The 16,249-nt window shown below is 59.3% G+C and carries 17 protein-coding genes; 3 read left to right on the top strand and 14 right to left on the bottom strand.

Features of this window, described 5'->3' with window-relative positions:
* Positions 1-15: 15 nt before the first annotated feature.
* Genes BZL43_RS21200 through BZL43_RS21185 form a run of 4 tightly spaced genes read right to left on the bottom strand, consistent with a single transcriptional unit; the run spans position 16 to position 2,318 of the window.
* On the bottom strand, positions 16-573 hold the full coding sequence (locus BZL43_RS21200) for a DUF4136 domain-containing protein (RefSeq protein WP_095634110.1): 558 nt from the start codon (positions 571-573) through the stop codon (positions 16-18).
* Positions 574-627: 54 nt separating this feature from the next.
* Positions 628-1,254 carry a DUF4136 domain-containing protein gene (locus BZL43_RS21195; protein WP_095634109.1) on the bottom strand — a complete coding sequence of 209 codons (627 nt, stop codon included), beginning with the start codon at positions 1,252-1,254 and terminating at the stop codon, positions 628-630.
* 12 nt (positions 1,255-1,266) lie between these two features.
* The gene (locus BZL43_RS21190; protein WP_095634108.1) at positions 1,267-2,016 is read right to left on the bottom strand and encodes a methyltransferase domain-containing protein; all 750 of its coding nucleotides are present in this window, start codon (positions 2,014-2,016) and stop codon (positions 1,267-1,269) included.
* Positions 2,016-2,318 (bottom strand): MazG-like family protein, encoded by a 303-nt coding sequence (locus BZL43_RS21185; RefSeq protein WP_095634107.1) that lies wholly within the window; start codon positions 2,316-2,318, stop codon positions 2,016-2,018. The genes BZL43_RS21190 and BZL43_RS21185 overlap by 1 nt, the downstream gene beginning before the upstream one ends.
* A gap of 292 nt (positions 2,319-2,610) precedes the next feature.
* Between BZL43_RS21185 and BZL43_RS21180 the strand changes: the two genes are divergently transcribed.
* Both BZL43_RS21180 and BZL43_RS21175 read left to right on the top strand, forming a co-directional pair.
* On the top strand, positions 2,611-2,904 hold the full coding sequence (locus BZL43_RS21180; RefSeq protein ID WP_095634106.1) for a hypothetical protein: 294 nt from the start codon (positions 2,611-2,613) through the stop codon (positions 2,902-2,904).
* A gap of 182 nt (positions 2,905-3,086) precedes the next feature.
* A complete protein-coding gene (locus BZL43_RS21175) occupies positions 3,087-4,427 on the top strand; it encodes an MATE family efflux transporter (protein WP_095634105.1) in 1,341 nt (446 codons plus the stop codon).
* A gap of 19 nt (positions 4,428-4,446) precedes the next feature.
* Here the strand turns inward: BZL43_RS21175 and BZL43_RS21170 are convergent, their stop codons facing one another.
* The 10 genes from BZL43_RS21170 to BZL43_RS21125 form a co-directional block, all read right to left on the bottom strand.
* On the bottom strand, positions 4,447-5,244 hold the full coding sequence (locus BZL43_RS21170; RefSeq protein ID WP_095634104.1) for a DUF4123 domain-containing protein: 798 nt from the start codon (positions 5,242-5,244) through the stop codon (positions 4,447-4,449).
* Entirely contained in the window at positions 5,241-6,569 is a 1,329-nt protein-coding gene (locus BZL43_RS21165; protein ID WP_095634103.1) for a type VI secretion system Vgr family protein, read from the bottom strand. Before BZL43_RS21165 ends, BZL43_RS21170 begins: the two co-directional genes overlap by 4 nt.
* Before the next feature lie 233 nt (positions 6,570-6,802).
* The gene (speA, locus tag BZL43_RS21160; RefSeq protein WP_095634102.1) at positions 6,803-8,716 is read right to left on the bottom strand and encodes an arginine decarboxylase; all 1,914 of its coding nucleotides are present in this window, start codon (positions 8,714-8,716) and stop codon (positions 6,803-6,805) included.
* A 223-nt stretch (positions 8,717-8,939) separates the two neighbouring features.
* A complete protein-coding gene (locus tag BZL43_RS21155; protein ID WP_063341676.1) occupies positions 8,940-9,311 on the bottom strand; it encodes a translation initiation factor Sui1 in 372 nt (123 codons plus the stop codon).
* Positions 9,312-9,618: 307 nt separating this feature from the next.
* A complete protein-coding gene (locus BZL43_RS21150; protein ID WP_095634101.1) occupies positions 9,619-10,188 on the bottom strand; it encodes an NUDIX hydrolase in 570 nt (189 codons plus the stop codon).
* A 3-nt stretch (positions 10,189-10,191) separates the two neighbouring features.
* Positions 10,192-11,259 (bottom strand): DUF2333 family protein, encoded by a 1,068-nt coding sequence (locus tag BZL43_RS21145; protein WP_095634100.1) that lies wholly within the window; start codon positions 11,257-11,259, stop codon positions 10,192-10,194.
* A gap of 152 nt (positions 11,260-11,411) precedes the next feature.
* Positions 11,412-11,888, bottom strand: coding sequence for a hypothetical protein (locus BZL43_RS21140; protein WP_095634099.1), 477 nt, complete (start codon positions 11,886-11,888; stop codon positions 11,412-11,414).
* Positions 11,885-12,391: an Hcp family type VI secretion system effector gene (locus tag BZL43_RS21135; RefSeq protein WP_095634098.1), complete on the bottom strand. Its 507-nt coding sequence runs from the start codon at positions 12,389-12,391 to the stop codon at positions 11,885-11,887. Before BZL43_RS21135 ends, BZL43_RS21140 begins: the two co-directional genes overlap by 4 nt.
* A complete protein-coding gene (locus tag BZL43_RS21130; RefSeq protein ID WP_095634097.1) occupies positions 12,370-13,089 on the bottom strand; it encodes a hypothetical protein in 720 nt (239 codons plus the stop codon). The genes BZL43_RS21135 and BZL43_RS21130 overlap by 22 nt, the downstream gene beginning before the upstream one ends.
* Positions 13,086-14,237 carry a DUF2515 family protein gene (locus BZL43_RS21125; protein WP_095634096.1) on the bottom strand — a complete coding sequence of 384 codons (1,152 nt, stop codon included), beginning with the start codon at positions 14,235-14,237 and terminating at the stop codon, positions 13,086-13,088. Before BZL43_RS21125 ends, BZL43_RS21130 begins: the two co-directional genes overlap by 4 nt.
* Before the next feature lie 326 nt (positions 14,238-14,563).
* On the opposite strand from BZL43_RS21125, the gene gcbA reads away from it, so the two are divergent.
* Positions 14,564-16,228, top strand: coding sequence for a diguanylate cyclase GcbA (gene gcbA, locus BZL43_RS21120; protein WP_095634095.1), 1,665 nt, complete (start codon positions 14,564-14,566; stop codon positions 16,226-16,228).
* The last annotated feature ends 21 nt before the right edge of the window (positions 16,229-16,249 follow it).

Genomic DNA, 16,249 nt, shown 5'->3' with positions numbered 1-16,249 from the left:
TGGATCGTTCAGGGTTTAGCGCGGTGGATAGTTGGCCAATATCCGCCCGACTGTCTCGTGGATTCTATTGCTACGATCCTGCGGGTTCGGTGTGCGACTAAGCGTCTGCTCGTCGCTGCCGCGCCACACCAGTTTGCCGTCCTTGCCATCGAGCAGGTCGATCTGAATGGTCGCCACTTTGTAGCTGATGTTGCGCGTTTCGTTGTACATCGGTCCGCCCCAGTAGCCGTACCATGGGCCACCATAACCGCCACCATAGTAGGTGGTCACTTGTTGCTGGCGATCTTCGACGATCAAATAGGCCTGTACCTTCAGATCCGGACTGGCACCGGCGGCGGCCGGCCGCAAACCGCGCTGATCCAGCTGATCGGCAACGGACTGGCGGATGCGTTGTTCGGTCAGGTCACTCTTGATCCGGGGGTCATCGGGACGGTATTGCACGGCGGGCTCTTTCCAGCTCCAGCTACGATAAGCCGCAAAGTCGCGGCTGGCATCGAAGTCATGATTGACCTGGTTGGCGGCGCAGGCAGTGAGCAGCGCGGCCATGGCCAGTAAAGCGAGACGGCGGAACATGATTTTTCTCCGATAGAAGACATGCGCCTGCGGGATTGCTTTCCGTAAAGGAAGTTAATTAGGAGGATACGCCGACATGGCCTTTTCGACAGCTTCGCGTAAGGCATCGGCACGCGCTCTCTGGCTGCCCTGGCTGTCGGTTTCGGCACTGGCACTCCATACCGGCTGACCAGTGCTCGCGTCGAACAGATCGATGCGCACCACAACCACTTGTACCTGATAAGTGCGGATGACCGGGACCGTGTTGTACAGGCCGTAACCGCTGCCGTAGCGGTTGTAACCGCCATAACCACCGCCGTAGTAGCCCCCGCCGTAACCATAGTCGTCCCGGACCTGACGCAAGCGGGTCTCCAGATGCAAATCGACGCTGACCAACAGGTCCGCCGGGCGATTGTCCTGCAAAGGGCGCAAGCCGCGTTGATCGAGGGCATTGCTGACCGCTTCGGCCACCTGCGCCGAGTCAGCCCAGGCGGTGTCCGGTGGCAGACGCCCATTGAGCCAGGCCCAACTGCGATAGCGCCCGTAATCGCGGGGCGCTGCCGGGTAGGCGCTGCGGTCGACGGTGGTGGTGGCCTGGGTCGGTGCCGGCGGCAGCGGGTTGGACGTCGCGACATAAGGGTTGCTGCCTTGGCAGGCTGCCAACCCGAGACAGATCACCAGTAACCCTGAACGACTGTACATTTCGCGCTCCGCTCAGATCGGCCGACAGATCCAGTGCAGGTAGCGCCCAAGCCCGGCGAAACCTGGGTGACGGCGGTGAGCCAGTTCCATTTCCAGCAAATCCGGCAGTTCGACGCGGGCCTGGAATTCCACCGGCATGTAGTCGTAAAAAACCCGCACCCCACTCTGGGTTTCGACCTGCCACATGCTCTCAAGTTGCGCCGCCAGTTCCCGTGGATCCAGTGGCTGCTGCGGCGTCAGGCTCTGCTTTTCGCCGGCCATGGCATTCTTGCGCATCTTGCGGAAATGACCTTTGAGCAAGTTGCGGTAGATCAATGCATCGCGGTTGTAGAACGCCAGGGACAACCAGCCGTCCGGCTTCGTCAACTGATGCAGTACCGGCAAAATCGCATGGGGTTCGGCCAGCCATTCCAGCACGGCGTGGCACAGCACCAGGTCGTAGGGTTCAGTGAGCTGACCGAGCAGATCCTGCCACGGCGCCTGGATGAATGTAGCCGTCTGCCCGGCGTCGGCAAAGCGCTGGCGGGCGCCTTCAAGCATCGGTTCGGCGGGTTCGGCGAGGGTCACCTGATGACCGCGCTGGGCCAGCCACAACGACATGTGGCCCAGGCCGGCGCCGATATCCAGCACGCGCAACGGGCGCTCCGGCAGGGTTTCGGCCAGGTCGGCTTGCAACACCGCGAGCCGGATCGCACCTTTGGCGCCACCGTAGATTTTTTCGGCGAAACGGGTCGCCAGTTGATCGAAATGACGGTCGCTCATCAGCTGAACCGCCGTTCGCTGTCCGCGAGTTTGCTGCGCACCACTTCATTCATGTCCAACCCCAACTCGCTGCATAGCAGCAATAGATACAGCACGATGTCGCCGACTTCCTGCCCGACATGGGCGAGCTTGTCCGCCGGCAACTGGCGTGACTGGTCTTCGGTCAGCCACTGGAAAATCTCCACCAGCTCGGACATTTCCACGCTCGCGGCCATGGCCAGGTTTTTCGGGCTGTGAAATTGCCGCCAGTCATTGCGGTCGCGAATGGCGTGCAGGCGTTCGGTCAGTTCAACAAGGTTCATCGGGCTCTCCTGAAGGCGTATAGCTTCAAGGGGATGGCGGGTGAAGGCAAGGTCTATGTAGCCGCTGCCCAAGGCTGCGTTCGGCTGCGCAGCCGTCGTGAATATGGCTGACGCGTTCTGCCTGATGTACCGCAATTTCCGGTTTGACGACTGCTTCGCAGCCGAACGCAGCCTTCGCCAGCTGCTACAGAGATGTTTGCGCCATACTTGGACGGTCGGGAACCCGGCAGCACGATCCATGGCCCAAGGCTCGGATCCGGCAACCACGCCATCACTCCATCAGGACGTACACATGCAGGTAGAAAGTTTTTTCGAATGGCTCGGCCAGGTCATCGGTTCAGCCATTCGGTTCATCATCGATGCCCTCAGCGGTCTGTTCGACCTGTTGAGCAACGCTGGCAGCAATTTTGTCGAAGGGTTGGCCCAGGCGCTGGGCATGGACACTTCGATCATCAGCATCATCACGCTGATCATCGGGCTCATGCTGCTGTGGGCAGCGATCCGCGCCTTCATGAACGCGTCGATCATCATGGGGATTATCTGGTTGTTGCTGGGGTTATGGTTGTTGAGCTGGATTGTTCACTAACCCCCTCTTTTCTGCCCTGATCGCTCCCACGCTCTGCGTGGGGAATGCAGCCCGGGAGCTCCGCGTCCCTGACAACGTGACGCAGAGCGTCACAGGAGTCATTCCCACGCAGAGCATGGGAACGATCATGCATGCGGATTCCAAGTTCATCGCTACAATGCAGGCGCCCCCAAGGAGCCTGCATGTCCAATCTGATTGCCGACTGGCGCGACCGTCCGACCCATCGTCGAGTCTGGGCGCTCGCCGCCCCGATGATTCTCTCCAATATTTCCGTACCGCTGGTAGCGCTGGTCGACAGTACCGTCGTCGGCCACTTGCCCCATGCTCATCAACTCGGCGCTGTCGCGGTGGGCGCCAGTCTGTATACCTTTCTTGCCTGGGCCATGGGCTTTCTGCGCATGGGCTCCACCGGGTTCGCCGCCCAGGCTGCCGGGCGCGGAGATGGCGCAGCATTGCGGCAGATTTTGCTCCAGGGTCTGTTGTTGGCCATGGGCCTGGCCATCGTGTTGGGCGCAGTGGGCGTGCCGTTGAGCGGGGTCGCGTTGCACTTCATGCAACCGTCGGCGGAGCTGGACCAGCTCACCCGCGAGTTCTTCCACACGCGGCTATTTGGCTTGCCGGCGGCACTGGCCAGCTACGCGCTGGTGGGCTGGTTCCTCGGCACCCAGAACGCTCGAGCCCCGCTGGCGATTTTGCTGAGTACCAATCTGGTGAACATCGCGCTGAACCTTTGGTTCGTCCTCGGCCTGGAGTGGGGCGTGGTCGGCGCGGCCCGGGCCTCGGTGATTGCCGAATGGACCGGCGCGCTGATCGGCCTGCTCATGACCCGCCAGGCTCTGCGCGCCTATCCCGGCCATATCGCTTGGGCCGCGCTGGCACTGTGGCAGAGCTGGCGCCCATTGCTGGCGGTCAATCGCGACATTTTCATTCGCAGCCTGGCATTGCAGTCAGTGTTTTTCCTGATCACTGTGCAAGGCGCGCGGCTGGGTGATGCCACGGTTGCGGCCAACGCGTTGCTGCTCAACGGTCTGCTGCTGACCGCCCACGCGCTGGACGGCCTGGCTCATGCCGTAGAAGCCCTGTGCGGACACGCCATCGGTGCTCGCGACCGAGAAGCCCTGCGTCGCTCATTGGTGGTGGCGTGCGGTTGGTCATTGCTGGCGAGTGTGGGGTTTGCCTTGCTGTTTCTGTTCGCCGGGCACCTGTTCATCCAGATGCAGACCGACATTCAGAACGTGCGCGACACCGCCTTCCTTTACCTGCCTTACCTCGCGATGCTGCCGCTGATCGCCGTCTGGAGCTACCTGCTCGACGGCCTGTTCATCGGCGCCACCCGCGCCCGGGAAATGCGCAACGGTATGCTGCTGACGGTGATCCTGGTGGTGCCCTTCGCCTGGGCGCTGCAAGGCTTGGGCAACCATGGATTGTGGATAACCTTCCTGCTGTTCATGTTGCTGCGCAGTCTGACCCTTGGCGCATTCGCCTGGTACTTGCGCAAGCACGACAGCTGGTTCAAAGGTTGACGAGGGCCGGCCTTCACCTTCAAGGCTGATTGTTTTGCCACAGGTTGCGCAGGCTATCGAGACGCTCCTGCTGGCTGCCTCCCGACAATGGCTGCCTGGCCACTGCGTCGGGATGCAGCAAGCGCAGCCATAACCAGTCATCGAGCACCGCACGTTCGCTGAAACCCAGCGCCCGCCCTTCCTGCAGGTAAGCCCACAAGCTGTTGTAGCCAATGCCAGTGGATCGGCTCCAGCGCCAGGTATGTTGTTCCAGCAGGCAGGTCTGCAAGGTGTCTCGCTGACGCAGGCTGAGGTTTTCCTCGACGGCCAGCGGCCGGACGGCAAGCCGCGGATTGAACAACTGCTGCCAGCCCTGACAGCCAATCGCCCGATCGGCCCAGGTGCCACCGAACCAGCGCAACTGATCGATCGGACCGAGCCAGCGACTCAACTCCTGCGCATCGCAGGCATCGAAAAAATAACTCGCCGTGTGTGGGTTGTAGTAACTCAACAAAGCCCGGTGATGCAGCCCCAGGGTGACCGTGAGCATCCGCCGCAAATGCTCCAGCAACTGCGAGGGCGTTGCTTCGCTGGTTAGCAGTAATCCGCTCCACAGGTGTGGCGCACTGAGGCATGACTCGGTCAGCGCCGGGCATTCGCGAAGGTCGACCAATACCGGGCCGTACTCACGCAACGGGTGAAACTCAGTGCCTTCGAACAGACGGAACCATCGGGTATGAGCAAATTGTTGTCGCACATTCGCACCGGCCTGAGGCTCGCCCGGAACATCGAGCAAGAGCCATTGCGCAGCCAGATCGGGCGCCAGAGCGGCGATCATGCCGCACCGCTCTGGCCGAACTGCATCGCCGCCCGACAGGTGCAGAAAGACTGCGCGCAATGACTGAAACTGCCACCGCCGGGCAGCAGACACAGGAGCACCAGGGGCTCGCCTGATTGCAACAGGCCCAGCAAGCCGTCGGACGCCAGGTTCGCATCGGTTATCAAGGAAGGTGGCAGGTCGGGTATGACCGGCGCTGTGCTCGACGCTGTGCCGGGAAGAAATCCGCTGATCAAAGGCTGGTCCGGATCGCCTTCGACAAAGCTCACCAGCACCTGCGCCCCTTCATTCAGCGGCAAGCTGTCCGCGTCTCCCAGCTCGGGCGCCAATGGCAACCAGCAGTGGCTGGGCGCTGCGCCCTCCCCCTGATAAAGCCAGTCAAACTGCACGGCAACCGGTCTGGACAGATCCGGTCGAGGCTCATCGACCTCGACCACCCACGCCCGCTGCAAGCTGAGCATCCTGGGTTGTTTGATCACCGAATGATCTGCCACGAAAGGCACTTGCTGCACAACGGCGCGCAGTTGATTGCTATAGGGAAGCCCTGGCTCCTGTCCCCCTTGATGCTCGACGTGGGTCAGTAGCCACAGACGATTGCAGTCCGCACACGGGTGGCCGGACAGCGGCATCAGTTGACCGCTGCGCAGCGTCGCCAGATTCGTCTGGCCTTCGGCGATCTGCCCGCAGCCGTGAAGCTTGAACCGATGCACGCCTGGCCGTTCGTTCTCACCCTCAAAGACGCCCTCTTCGCCACGGCTGAACTGTCCCGGGCCATCACCGAAAACCAGACAATGCCCTGCGCGTGCACAGTGTTCGAAGTAGTAATGAAGCCGTTCCTGGGTACACAGACGCTGGAGAAACTGCAGGTCTGATTCCCGATACTGCGTGCAGAAATCACGGGGTGGGTAATCGCCGCTCAGGTCGAAACGACGCTCCTTACCGGCAATGCCGTGTTCCTTGAGTACTTGAGCGAGAATCTCCGGCACCGAGCGCTGGCTGAAGATTCGCTGATTGAAGCGCTGGCCCAGACACGCCAGCCTGGGGCCCAGACGCACTCGACATAGCCCGGGCTCACCGCCATGGCCAAGCTGAACGAGGCTAAGCAACTGGCCATGAATACCCTGCCCCGGGGGCCCGAAATGCAAAAAGGCCGAACGATATAGCAGGCTCGCAAGGTCCAGCGTCGGGTCATCGTTCAGCAGCTCCACGTCGAACACAAAGGGCTCGTTGATGGCTTCACTACCGGTAAAGGCCAAGACCTCAAAGGGGTCGGGAAGACCCGCTATATCCAGACGAAATGACGGCTCGTTGACTGGATCGAACATCGGCGATTCTCTACAGGAGGGGCGGCCGGGGATTCTCGCTGAGAGACATGGCCGAGTAGAGTGCCGAAATACAACTTAGGAAATGACCTACGTGAAAAGAAGACCATATCCCTTGGATAGCCCGGTCTGTGGGTAATTTCGCTTGATAAAAGAGAAGCTCCGCACCAGATCATCTGAAATTTCCCCAGCGCATGGAGAATTTTCAGACAACCCGATGGGAACGGAGCCTTACCTCAAGAAGACAGGTAAGACGAACGGGTCAGGCCCAGACGCAAGGCGTCGAGGAACTGGGTGCGCTCGGCGGCGCTGATGCGGGCACTGGCGCATTTATCGCGATAGTGGGTCATCAACTCTTCCGGCGACAAGTGCACGTAACGCAGCATGTCTTCGATGGTGTCGTGGGTTTCGATACCGGCGTGGTACACGCTGCCGTCGGCGTTCTGGTAGATGTTCACCGAGTCGGTGTCACCAAACAGGTTATGCATATCACCGAGAATTTCCTGGTAGGCACCCACCAGGAAGATCCCCAGCAGATAGTCTTCACCTTCGTTCAGGCCGTGTACCGGCAAGCTGGTCTCGATGCTCTGCTCATCGACGTATTGCTTGATCTTGCCGTCGGAGTCGCAGGTCAGGTCTTGCAGCACTGCGCGGCGTAGCGGCTCTTCGTCCAGACGGTGCAACGGCAGAATAGGCAGGACCTGGCCGATGGCCCAGGTATCCGGCAGGCTCTGAAATACCGAGAAGTTGCAGATGTACTTGTCGGCCAGCTTGTCATTGAGTTCGTCGAGCACCTGACGGTGGGAACGCTGACGGGCCTTCAACGAGTTGTGCAGGCGACGGCAAACGGCGAAGTAGCATTGCTCGGCCAAAGCTTTTTGCGCCAGGGTCAGCTTGCCATCGGCGTATTGCGTGGCGACGTCGCTCATGTAGTGCGTGGCGCGCCAGTACGTTTCGGTGACCATCTCGATGTCGGTCGGGCCGAGCAGGTCGACCAGCCACTGTACGGTTTCCGGCAGTTCTTCCTTGTTATCGATCCTCGGCACGTCGTCGTTGTGTTTCTCGACGTCGGTGACCTGAACCACCAGCATGGCGTGGTGAGCGGTCAGGGAGCGGCCGCTTTCAGAAAAGATGTTCGGGTGCGGCAGGCTCTGCGCATCGCAGAACTCCTTGAGCATCCCGACCACGACACCGGCGTAATCGTCCATGTCGTAGTTGATCGAACTGGCGTTACGCGAGTGCGTACCGTCGTAGTCCACGCCCAAACCACCACCGACGTCGATGTGATCCACCGGCAGGCCAAGGTTGCGCAGTTCGCCGTAGTAACGGATCGCTTCCTTGAAACCGTGTTGGTAGTCCGCCAGGTTGGCGATCTGCGAACCCATATGAAAGTGCAGCAGGCGAATGCCCTGGTCCAGGCCGGCGGCGCGGAAACGCTCGACCACCGACAGCAATTGCGCCGCCGACAGGCCGAACTTGGATTTTTCACCACCGGTGTCTGCCCACTTGCTCGATGCCAGGGACGACAGGCGCACGCGCAGGCCGACCTGCGGCTTGACCTTGAGCGAGGCGGCTTCTTCGATGACCAGACCGACTTCGGATTCTTTCTCGATCACGATGAACACGTTGTGACCCAGTTTCTGGCCCATCAGCGCCAGTCGGATGAACTCGCGGTCCTTGTAACCGTTGCAGACGATGGTCCCGCCTTTCGGCGCCAGCGCCAGTACCGCCAGCAGCTCAGGCTTGGAGCCGGCTTCCAGACCGATGGAAACGTTCTGGGTGGCGATGATGTTTTCGATCACCGCTTCCTGCTGGTTGACTTTGATCGGGTACAGCGCGGTGTACTTGCTCTGGTATTCCAGGCGCTCGATATTGGCGTCGAAAGCGCCAGTCAGCTGGCGCACGCGGTCTTGCAGGATGTCAGGGAAACGCACCAGCAACGGCAAGGACAAACCGCTTTTGCGCAGTTGGTCGACTTGCTCGAACAGGTCGATAGGCGAACTGGTCGGACCGTTCGGACGAACTTCGACGCGACCGGCGTCATTGATCGCGAAATACCCGGCCCCCCAATGGCGAATCCCGTAAACACTGCGGCTGTCCACAACTGTCCATTGGCTGCCATCGTCTTTGCGTGTGCGTCGTACGGACATTGAAGTCCCCTATAAAGAAGTCATAGAGCGTCGCCTGGGTTCAGGCCGGCGCAGTCTAAAGAATGAAAATGACGATTAGCCTGCATGCAAGTGGCATAGACCTCGCATTCAGCGCTGAGTTTAGAAACCGGTCAGAACAGGCTCTGTGAAAACCATGTAGACGACGCCAGACCAGAATTGAATCGGGGCCGGATCAAGCCGAGGGTGGTTTTCACAGAGGCTGCTAGCCGCCGGACTTCTTCGCTTTGAAACCGTGCTTGATCAATTCGGCCAAGAGTAGCTCGACATGATCGCCCTGGATTTCGATGATTCCGTCTTTCAACGCCCCACCGGTCCCGCAACGTTTTTTCAACGTCGTGGCCAGCTCCTTGAGCGCGTCTTCGGCCAACGGCACGCCGGTGATAGTGGTCACCGTCTTGCCGCCACGGCCCTTGCTTTCGCGACGCACGCGGGCAATGCCGTCGCCGGCCGGGATAACGGTCTGTTTGCAGATGCAGGCATCCACCGGTTTACTGCAATCCGGGCAATGACGACCTGCGTCGGTGGAAAATACCAGGCCACCAAGGGCGGCGAAGGATGCGGCTTTTTTGGCCACCGGCAATCCTCTTGGGAGGACAAAGACTGGTCGCGGCAACCCGGGAGGGAGCCATCGACCGCGAAGCCCCACTCAGGCAGGGGCAGCGCTACTGGACCGTAATACATCGGTGTATGAGCGTAGGAGCTGTCGAGTGCAACGAGGCTGCGATCTTTTGATCTTGATTCAAAAGAAAAATCAAAAGATCGCAGCCTCGTTGCACTCGACAGCTCCTACATTTCTACAACAAGCATTACCGGTTCAGTTTGAAAAGGTCGCGCAGTGTAACGGCAAAAACGCCGATTGCTAAGAGCCAATCGGCGCCAATTTATACCTTCTTTGCGACGTCGGTTTGCCGGGCCTTCAGATAACGCTGTAAAGCTGCCAGAGAGTCCGGGCAATAAGGCTTCTGCGTGATTTCCAGCATGACCTGGTCGATCGGGATAAAGCACGCTTCCAGCACTTCCTCCGGTTGCAGGATCAACGGGCCGTCCCATACCGCCGAAAACGCCGAGCACCAGAGTCGGTTGCCGGTGTCTTCGAAGAAAAAGTGATCATGAGCCGTCAGTTCCACACCGCTCACGCCCAGCTCTTCTTCCAGCTCTCGGGCCGCCGATTCGGCGTAAGTTTCGGTGGCCAATACCATGCCACCGGCCGCCACGTCCCAGTAACCGGGGTAGATCGCTTTGCTCAATGTGCGCCGGTGTACGCACAACTCACCGGCGGAGTTGAACAACATGATGTAGGTGCCACGCCCGATCAGCCCGCGTTCGCGCAGGTCTGAGCGCACCAGAGCACCGAGCAGGTTGTCCTGCTCGTCGACCCAGGCGATCTGTTCGGCATCGGAGGCCGCACGATGGGCGGCCTCCCGCATGCCATCGATGGAGTTATCAACCATGACTCAGCCCTGATTGAGCAGTTGACGCAAATCGATCACCGCGGCATTGGCCCGGGAGATGTAATTGGCCATGACCAGCGAGTGGTTGGCCAACACACCGAAGCCGCTGCCGTTGAGGATCATCGGGCTCCAGACCGGTTCTTGCGAGGCTTCCAGCTCACGAATGATCTGGCGCACGCTGACCGTGGCGTTTTTCTTCGCCAGCACATCGGCAAAATCGACTTCGATGGCACGCAGCAGGTGGGACAACGCCCAGGCCTGACCGCGGGCTTCGTAGAACACGTTATCGATCTGTAGCCATGGGGTCTCGACGACTTCTTCGTCCACCTGCGGCACTTGACCGAGCGCCGGTACTTCAGTTTTCAGCGCGGTATTGAGCTTGACCCGGCCAACACTGGCCGACAGCCGTTGCGACAGCGAACCCAGACGGGTTCCGACATCACCCAGCCAGTTGTTCAGGTTGTCGGCGCGGGCATAGAACAGCGCACTTTTCTGGTCAGGCCCCGACAGACGTGCCTGATAACGGCTCAGGGAGTTGATGCCTTCCAGGTACTCCGATTCACTGGATGGCAGCACCCAGCTTTTGTTGTCGAAGTTGAAACGCGGCTCGGCCTTGGCCAGGTCGGCGTCTTCGGCGGACTGTGACTGGGAACGGGCGAAGTCTTTACGCAGCGCACGACTCAGGTCACGGACCTGGACCAACACGCCATATTCCCAGCTCGGCATGTTGTCCATCCACAGACCCGGCGGGAAACGGTCGTTGGAAATATAGCCACCCGGCTTGGTCAGCAAGGTATTGGCAACGGTCTTGAGGGTTTCCACCGTGGTGTAGCCGACCACCATCTGCTTGCCTTCTTTCTCGGCCGCCACCTGGGCATTCTGCTGAACCGGGAACAGCGCCGGCTCCTGGCTCCAGTACCAGCCCAGCGCGATCGCTACCAACAGGTAAAGAACAATCAGAGTAGCCAGCGCCCGGCTGAACAACAGGCCGCCAAAATAACTGCGGGTGGCCGATTTCGGTTCAGCGGCACGCTCAGGCGCGCTGCCTGTGCGGTTCTTCCAGTCCAGCATGGCGGTATCCTTTCAATCACTTGGGTTCATCGGTTCGACCACAACCATACAACAACGTGCCTTTTACCGGCACCTGCCGTTACGTCTATCCGCAAAATATTGCCCTGAGCTGCGACAGCCGTTGCCAATAAACTCAAGTAACCATGCCAGCGCTAAACGCCGATGATCTTCATTGAAATCTGCTGCACCCCGGCCGGCGCAAAAAGATGGGCGATGCCCTCGCTATCGGTTCGACGCTGCACAGACTGCCCATCTATCGTGGCCAGGTACGACAACTGCGCCAGCGGCTCGGCCGTGACGCTGTCAACGAGGCGAAAGATCCTTGGCGATCGCGAAGGTTGAACCGGTGGATTTTTCATCAATTCGATCACCGCCTGATCGAATGCAGGCCTCGGCATTACCCAGTCGCCCAAGTCGGCCTCCGTGCGGATCAGCCACCACTGGCCACCCTCGACCTGCTCCAGCACCTCGCTGTCGATATTGATCAGTAACGCCGCACGCAATTCATCAAGGCCGTCGATGGATTGCCGATCGAGCAACGCCTGGCGCACGTGCTCCAGTGCTTGCTCGCTGGGATAAGCATGTTGGCGCTCCCACGCGGACAGATGCATTTCATTGACCAGCCTCATTCCTGCGCCTCGGCACGCCATTCGTCGGAACCCATGGTCCGGCTGACCTCATGCCGCCAATAGATCCGCCGATAGCTGAAGTGGACCTTTTCCAGTTGAGTCAGGTGAGCGGTGCCGGGGTCCTGACAATGAGGCATGAGCACTTCGGCGCCGACGATTACCGCGTCTTCCAGCTCCATCGTGTAGAAATGTTCCTGCGTTCCGTGAGCCGAGGTGCGATACCACTCGACACGGCACTGGCTGAGCAACTCCCCGGAACACAGAGCGATGTTAATCAGCGGCGACGCTTTGTCGATGGCCTTGGTGATGATCAAGGGCTTGTGCATCCGACGTCCCGCTCCCGCCCCTTTGGGCACGAAAATGCCATGGCTCAGGGCCTGAATCATGATCTGGTCTTCGCGGCCCAACTGATAGACGTTGCCCACTGACGCTTCGGTGAAGGCACCTGCGCTGATCAGGCCTTGTCTTTCACCCTTGAGGGTCATGAAGGCGGGAGTTGGCATGGTGGGGCTCCTTTTTGTTCGGGTTGCGGGGCGGGGAAGTGACTGGGTTCGTCATATCGGTCTTCGATTTCGGCGAAGGGGATCCAGGGTTTGGCAAGTGCGAGGGTGATGAGGTAGCGCTCTTCGGTCGGATTTCGGTAATCCTCGAAGCGAGCCAGTACCAGCATGACCTGATACTTATCGTCGGCTTGCCAGTAGGTTATCCCTGCGAGAATTCCTTTGCGCAGGTAGGCCCGCCACTCAGGTGTATCGACGATCGTGGGATTGTTTCGCAGCCCCTTCGCCACCCAACCTTTAGCGCGCCATTGGTCTTGCAGGTCGAGAACAACTTTAAGCGCGTCATCAATCAGGAGCGGTTCGATCTGGGGGGACATGCGGAGGCTGTAAATGACATTGTCGTCAAAGTCGACAGTAAAAAAGCGCGCTGCAGGCGTGGTAAACCCGAACTGCGGGTCGACGAATCGCAATTTTGCATCGACCTTGGGAATGCCAAACCAGATGTGCCCTCGTATCTCCGGACTAAACGGGGCTGAAGAGTTCCTGCGTAAATCGTCATAGGTACCACCCATTTTCAGGACGATTTCCGGCTCATCCCAGAGAGGTTGCGTTAGCTGATGTATGGCGGCCCAAGCTACAACAGCCAGAAGCAGAAGGTTGGCGCAGCAGCGCCTGCCCAATAACCGTGGTCGCAGATTCATAGCCCGCTGCCGCCCGATGCGATCTCGTTGATCGATTGCTCTAATGCACTACGGTTGTGATCGCTGAGCATCTGATCAAAGCGTGTCGCCGCCCGGAGTACGAATGCCATTCGTTGCTTGAGGTCCGACAAGTCCGCCAGCGGGTTGTCGCCAAAAACGATAGTTCGCCCGTCCTCGACGCGCTGGCATTGGCTGGTAAGGGTCAGCTCAATTGCCTGGGCAACGCCTGAAGGAAACCCCGTGACGTAGGAAGCGTGGTTGCCACGCAGCAAAGCCACCAATCGACGATCTTGGTAAATTGTCGGCTGGAGAATATTTTTCTGCTCATGCAGCGCCAAATACTCCACGCTTCTGAAAATGTCCCCTGCCTCTATCGCCTCAAAAGCTGGCAAAATTTCGGGATAATCCATTCCGAACTGGAGCTTTTCCTGCCTCACCGGCCAAAGCACCGGAAACTTTGAATGCCCATAGATGCCCGCCCGCGCCTTCAGACACTGCTTCAACTCCCCCAACCCACGCTTCGCATAAAACTCATGCAGCGGATAAACATCCAGAAACAGCGTGGTATTGCCCAGCGCCATCATGTCGTGCACATGCCGGAATTGCTGTTGCACCAACGACAAGTCTTCCCCCGCTGAACGAAAATCCACAGATGGCACAGGATTGCGCGCATCGGCTTCTCTATAGTTACGCAACGCATCTGTCTGCTCGGCCATCTTGCCCGTCGTCAATAATCCGGATTCGCGGCGGCTGTCTCGCAATACCTGCCTCGTCTCACGCTCATCACTGATGCGTTCGACGCTGTCCGCCGCATGCAACAATCCGCAACCGACCTGCTTGGAAGCAAACGCCGCCAACCCGGCCCACTGAAACCGCGAGTCGTGCAACCAAAGTCGAGCGTACGCAGCATTGATAGCGCGGTTGCGCTCAACGGGGTCCGCAATCAATACGCCTTTAGGTGCGACGATTTCTTCCGCCTCGCGCTGGAAGGTACGCCAGAGGCATGCGCAAGTCAGAATCGGCACGTCCGTAACGAGGGTCTTGCTGCCATAAAGCCGCACCTCTTTGCATTCACAGTCAGCAACGGGCGTGCTGTTTTGGTTCAGGCGCTGATCATCTATGGGGTGTTGTTTGAAACACTGGGTCATGGTTTGCAGACGAGCGACTAAGGGAATCCCTGAACCCTATCAGCCGCAATTCCCGACCGGATCGTTTGGCCGAAAAATCAGAAATACCTGACAGACGAGGCTCGCCGAGACATGGGAAGTTGCCTTGAAATGACCAGGAGATGTCCTCAAACACCTGATTCATCAGGCTCTATCGGCCAGTGACGCTCTGGCCGAGACTCACGGGTCAGAAACTGAATAACATCGCTTCGCAGATTATTGACCTGCGACACTCATGCAATCGAAAAGAGGTGCTAGCATAGAGCCACCAGTCGATCTCAGCATGCACCCTACCTAGTAGTCAGGATATGACCGAGCCAGAAGACCCCAGCCGTGAGCGCCTCAAGCACCATTTTGCCCAGCGGGTAATTCATCAGGCACGTCAGATTCTTGAGATATGGCAACGCCTGCAGCGCAACGAATGGTCCACTACCGACTTGTCGGAGCTGAGTGAAGCCAATCTGCGCCTGCTGCGTTTTGCCGAACGTTTCGAACAACCGGAACACACTCAACTGGCGCGCCACATCGGCCAGTCGCTGGAAGCGGTCGATGCCAATCGCGGACGCCTGAGCAGCGGACTGATCACTGAACTCAATCGTCTGATGCAGCGCCTGTCCCGCACCGGCCTGCGTCATGGCGATCAGCTCGAACAAACCTTCCTGCCGCCACTGCGCAAGCCGATCTACGTGATGCTGCAAGATCACGACCGGGCCGAACGGCTGGCCAAACAACTTGAATTTTTCGGGCTGAGTGCCCAATCCCTCGACAGTGTCGCCGCGTTCCGCTCCTCGATGGTCGAACGCTTGCCGGCGGCGATTGTCATGGACGTCGACTTCAGCGGCGCCGGCATCGGCCTGAAACTGGCGGCCGAAGCCCAGGAAGGTCTTGATCAGCCCTTGCCGCTGTTGTTTTTCAGCCTGCACGAAACCGATACCCCGACCCGCCTCGCCGCCGTGCGTGCCGGAGGCCAGGAATTTCTCACCGGCACGCTCGAAGCCTCGAGCCTGCTGGAAAAAATCGAAGTCCTGACCTGCGTCGCCCAGTACGAACCCTATAAAGTGCTGATCATCGATGACTCCCGCGCCCAGGCCTTGCACACCGAGCGCTTGCTCAACAGTGCCGGGATCGTGACGCGGACCTTGATCGAACCGATCCAGGCCATGGCCGAACTGGCGGATTTCCAGCCGGACCTGATCATCCTCGACATGTACATGCCGGCCTGCACCGGTACCGAACTGGCCAAGGTGATCCGCCATAACGACCGCTATGTCAGCGTGCCGATCATTTATCTGTCGGCCGAAGACGATCTGGACAAACAACTCGACGCCATGAGCGAAGGCGGCGACGACTTTCTGACCAAACCGATCAAACCACGACACCTGATCACCACCGTGCGCAACCGCGCGGCGCGGGCGCGCAATCTGAAAGCGCGGATGGTGCGCGACAGCCTGACCGGTTTGTATAACCACACTCACATTCTGCAATTGCTCGAAGACTGTTCATTCCGCGCCCGCCGCGAAAGCAAGCCGCTGAGCTTTGCGATGCTCGACATCGACCACTTCAAACGGGTCAACGACAGTCACGGCCATCCCATGGGCGACCGAGTGATCAAGAGCCTGGCGCTGTTCCTCAAGCAGCGGTTGCGCAAGACCGACTTCATTGGCCGTTATGGCGGCGAAGAGTTCGCCATCGTCATGCCGGACACTGATATCGAATCGGCCTGCAAGGTGCTCGATGAAATCCGTCAGCGCTTTGCCGAAATTCACTACCCCGCTCAGCCGCAGGATCTGTGGTGCACGTTCAGTGCCGGCGTCGTCGAATTGCGCGAAAATTCTGACAGTCTGCTGATGGCCAGCCAGGCCGACGAGGCGCTGTACCGCGCGAAGAACGAGGGACGTAACCGGGTACAAGCCGCGCGAGAGCAAAGTGCCACTTTTTCATCGGAATCGACCCATTCGGTCATAACTCTGTAATAGAAACGCAATAACTTCAGG

It is taken from the genome of Pseudomonas sp. PICF141 (genome assembly GCF_002286815.1).
Taxonomy (GTDB): domain Bacteria; phylum Pseudomonadota; class Gammaproteobacteria; order Pseudomonadales; family Pseudomonadaceae; genus Aquipseudomonas.
The sequence above is the reverse complement of the archived record's forward strand: the minus strand, read 5'-3'. Positions and strand labels throughout refer to the sequence as shown.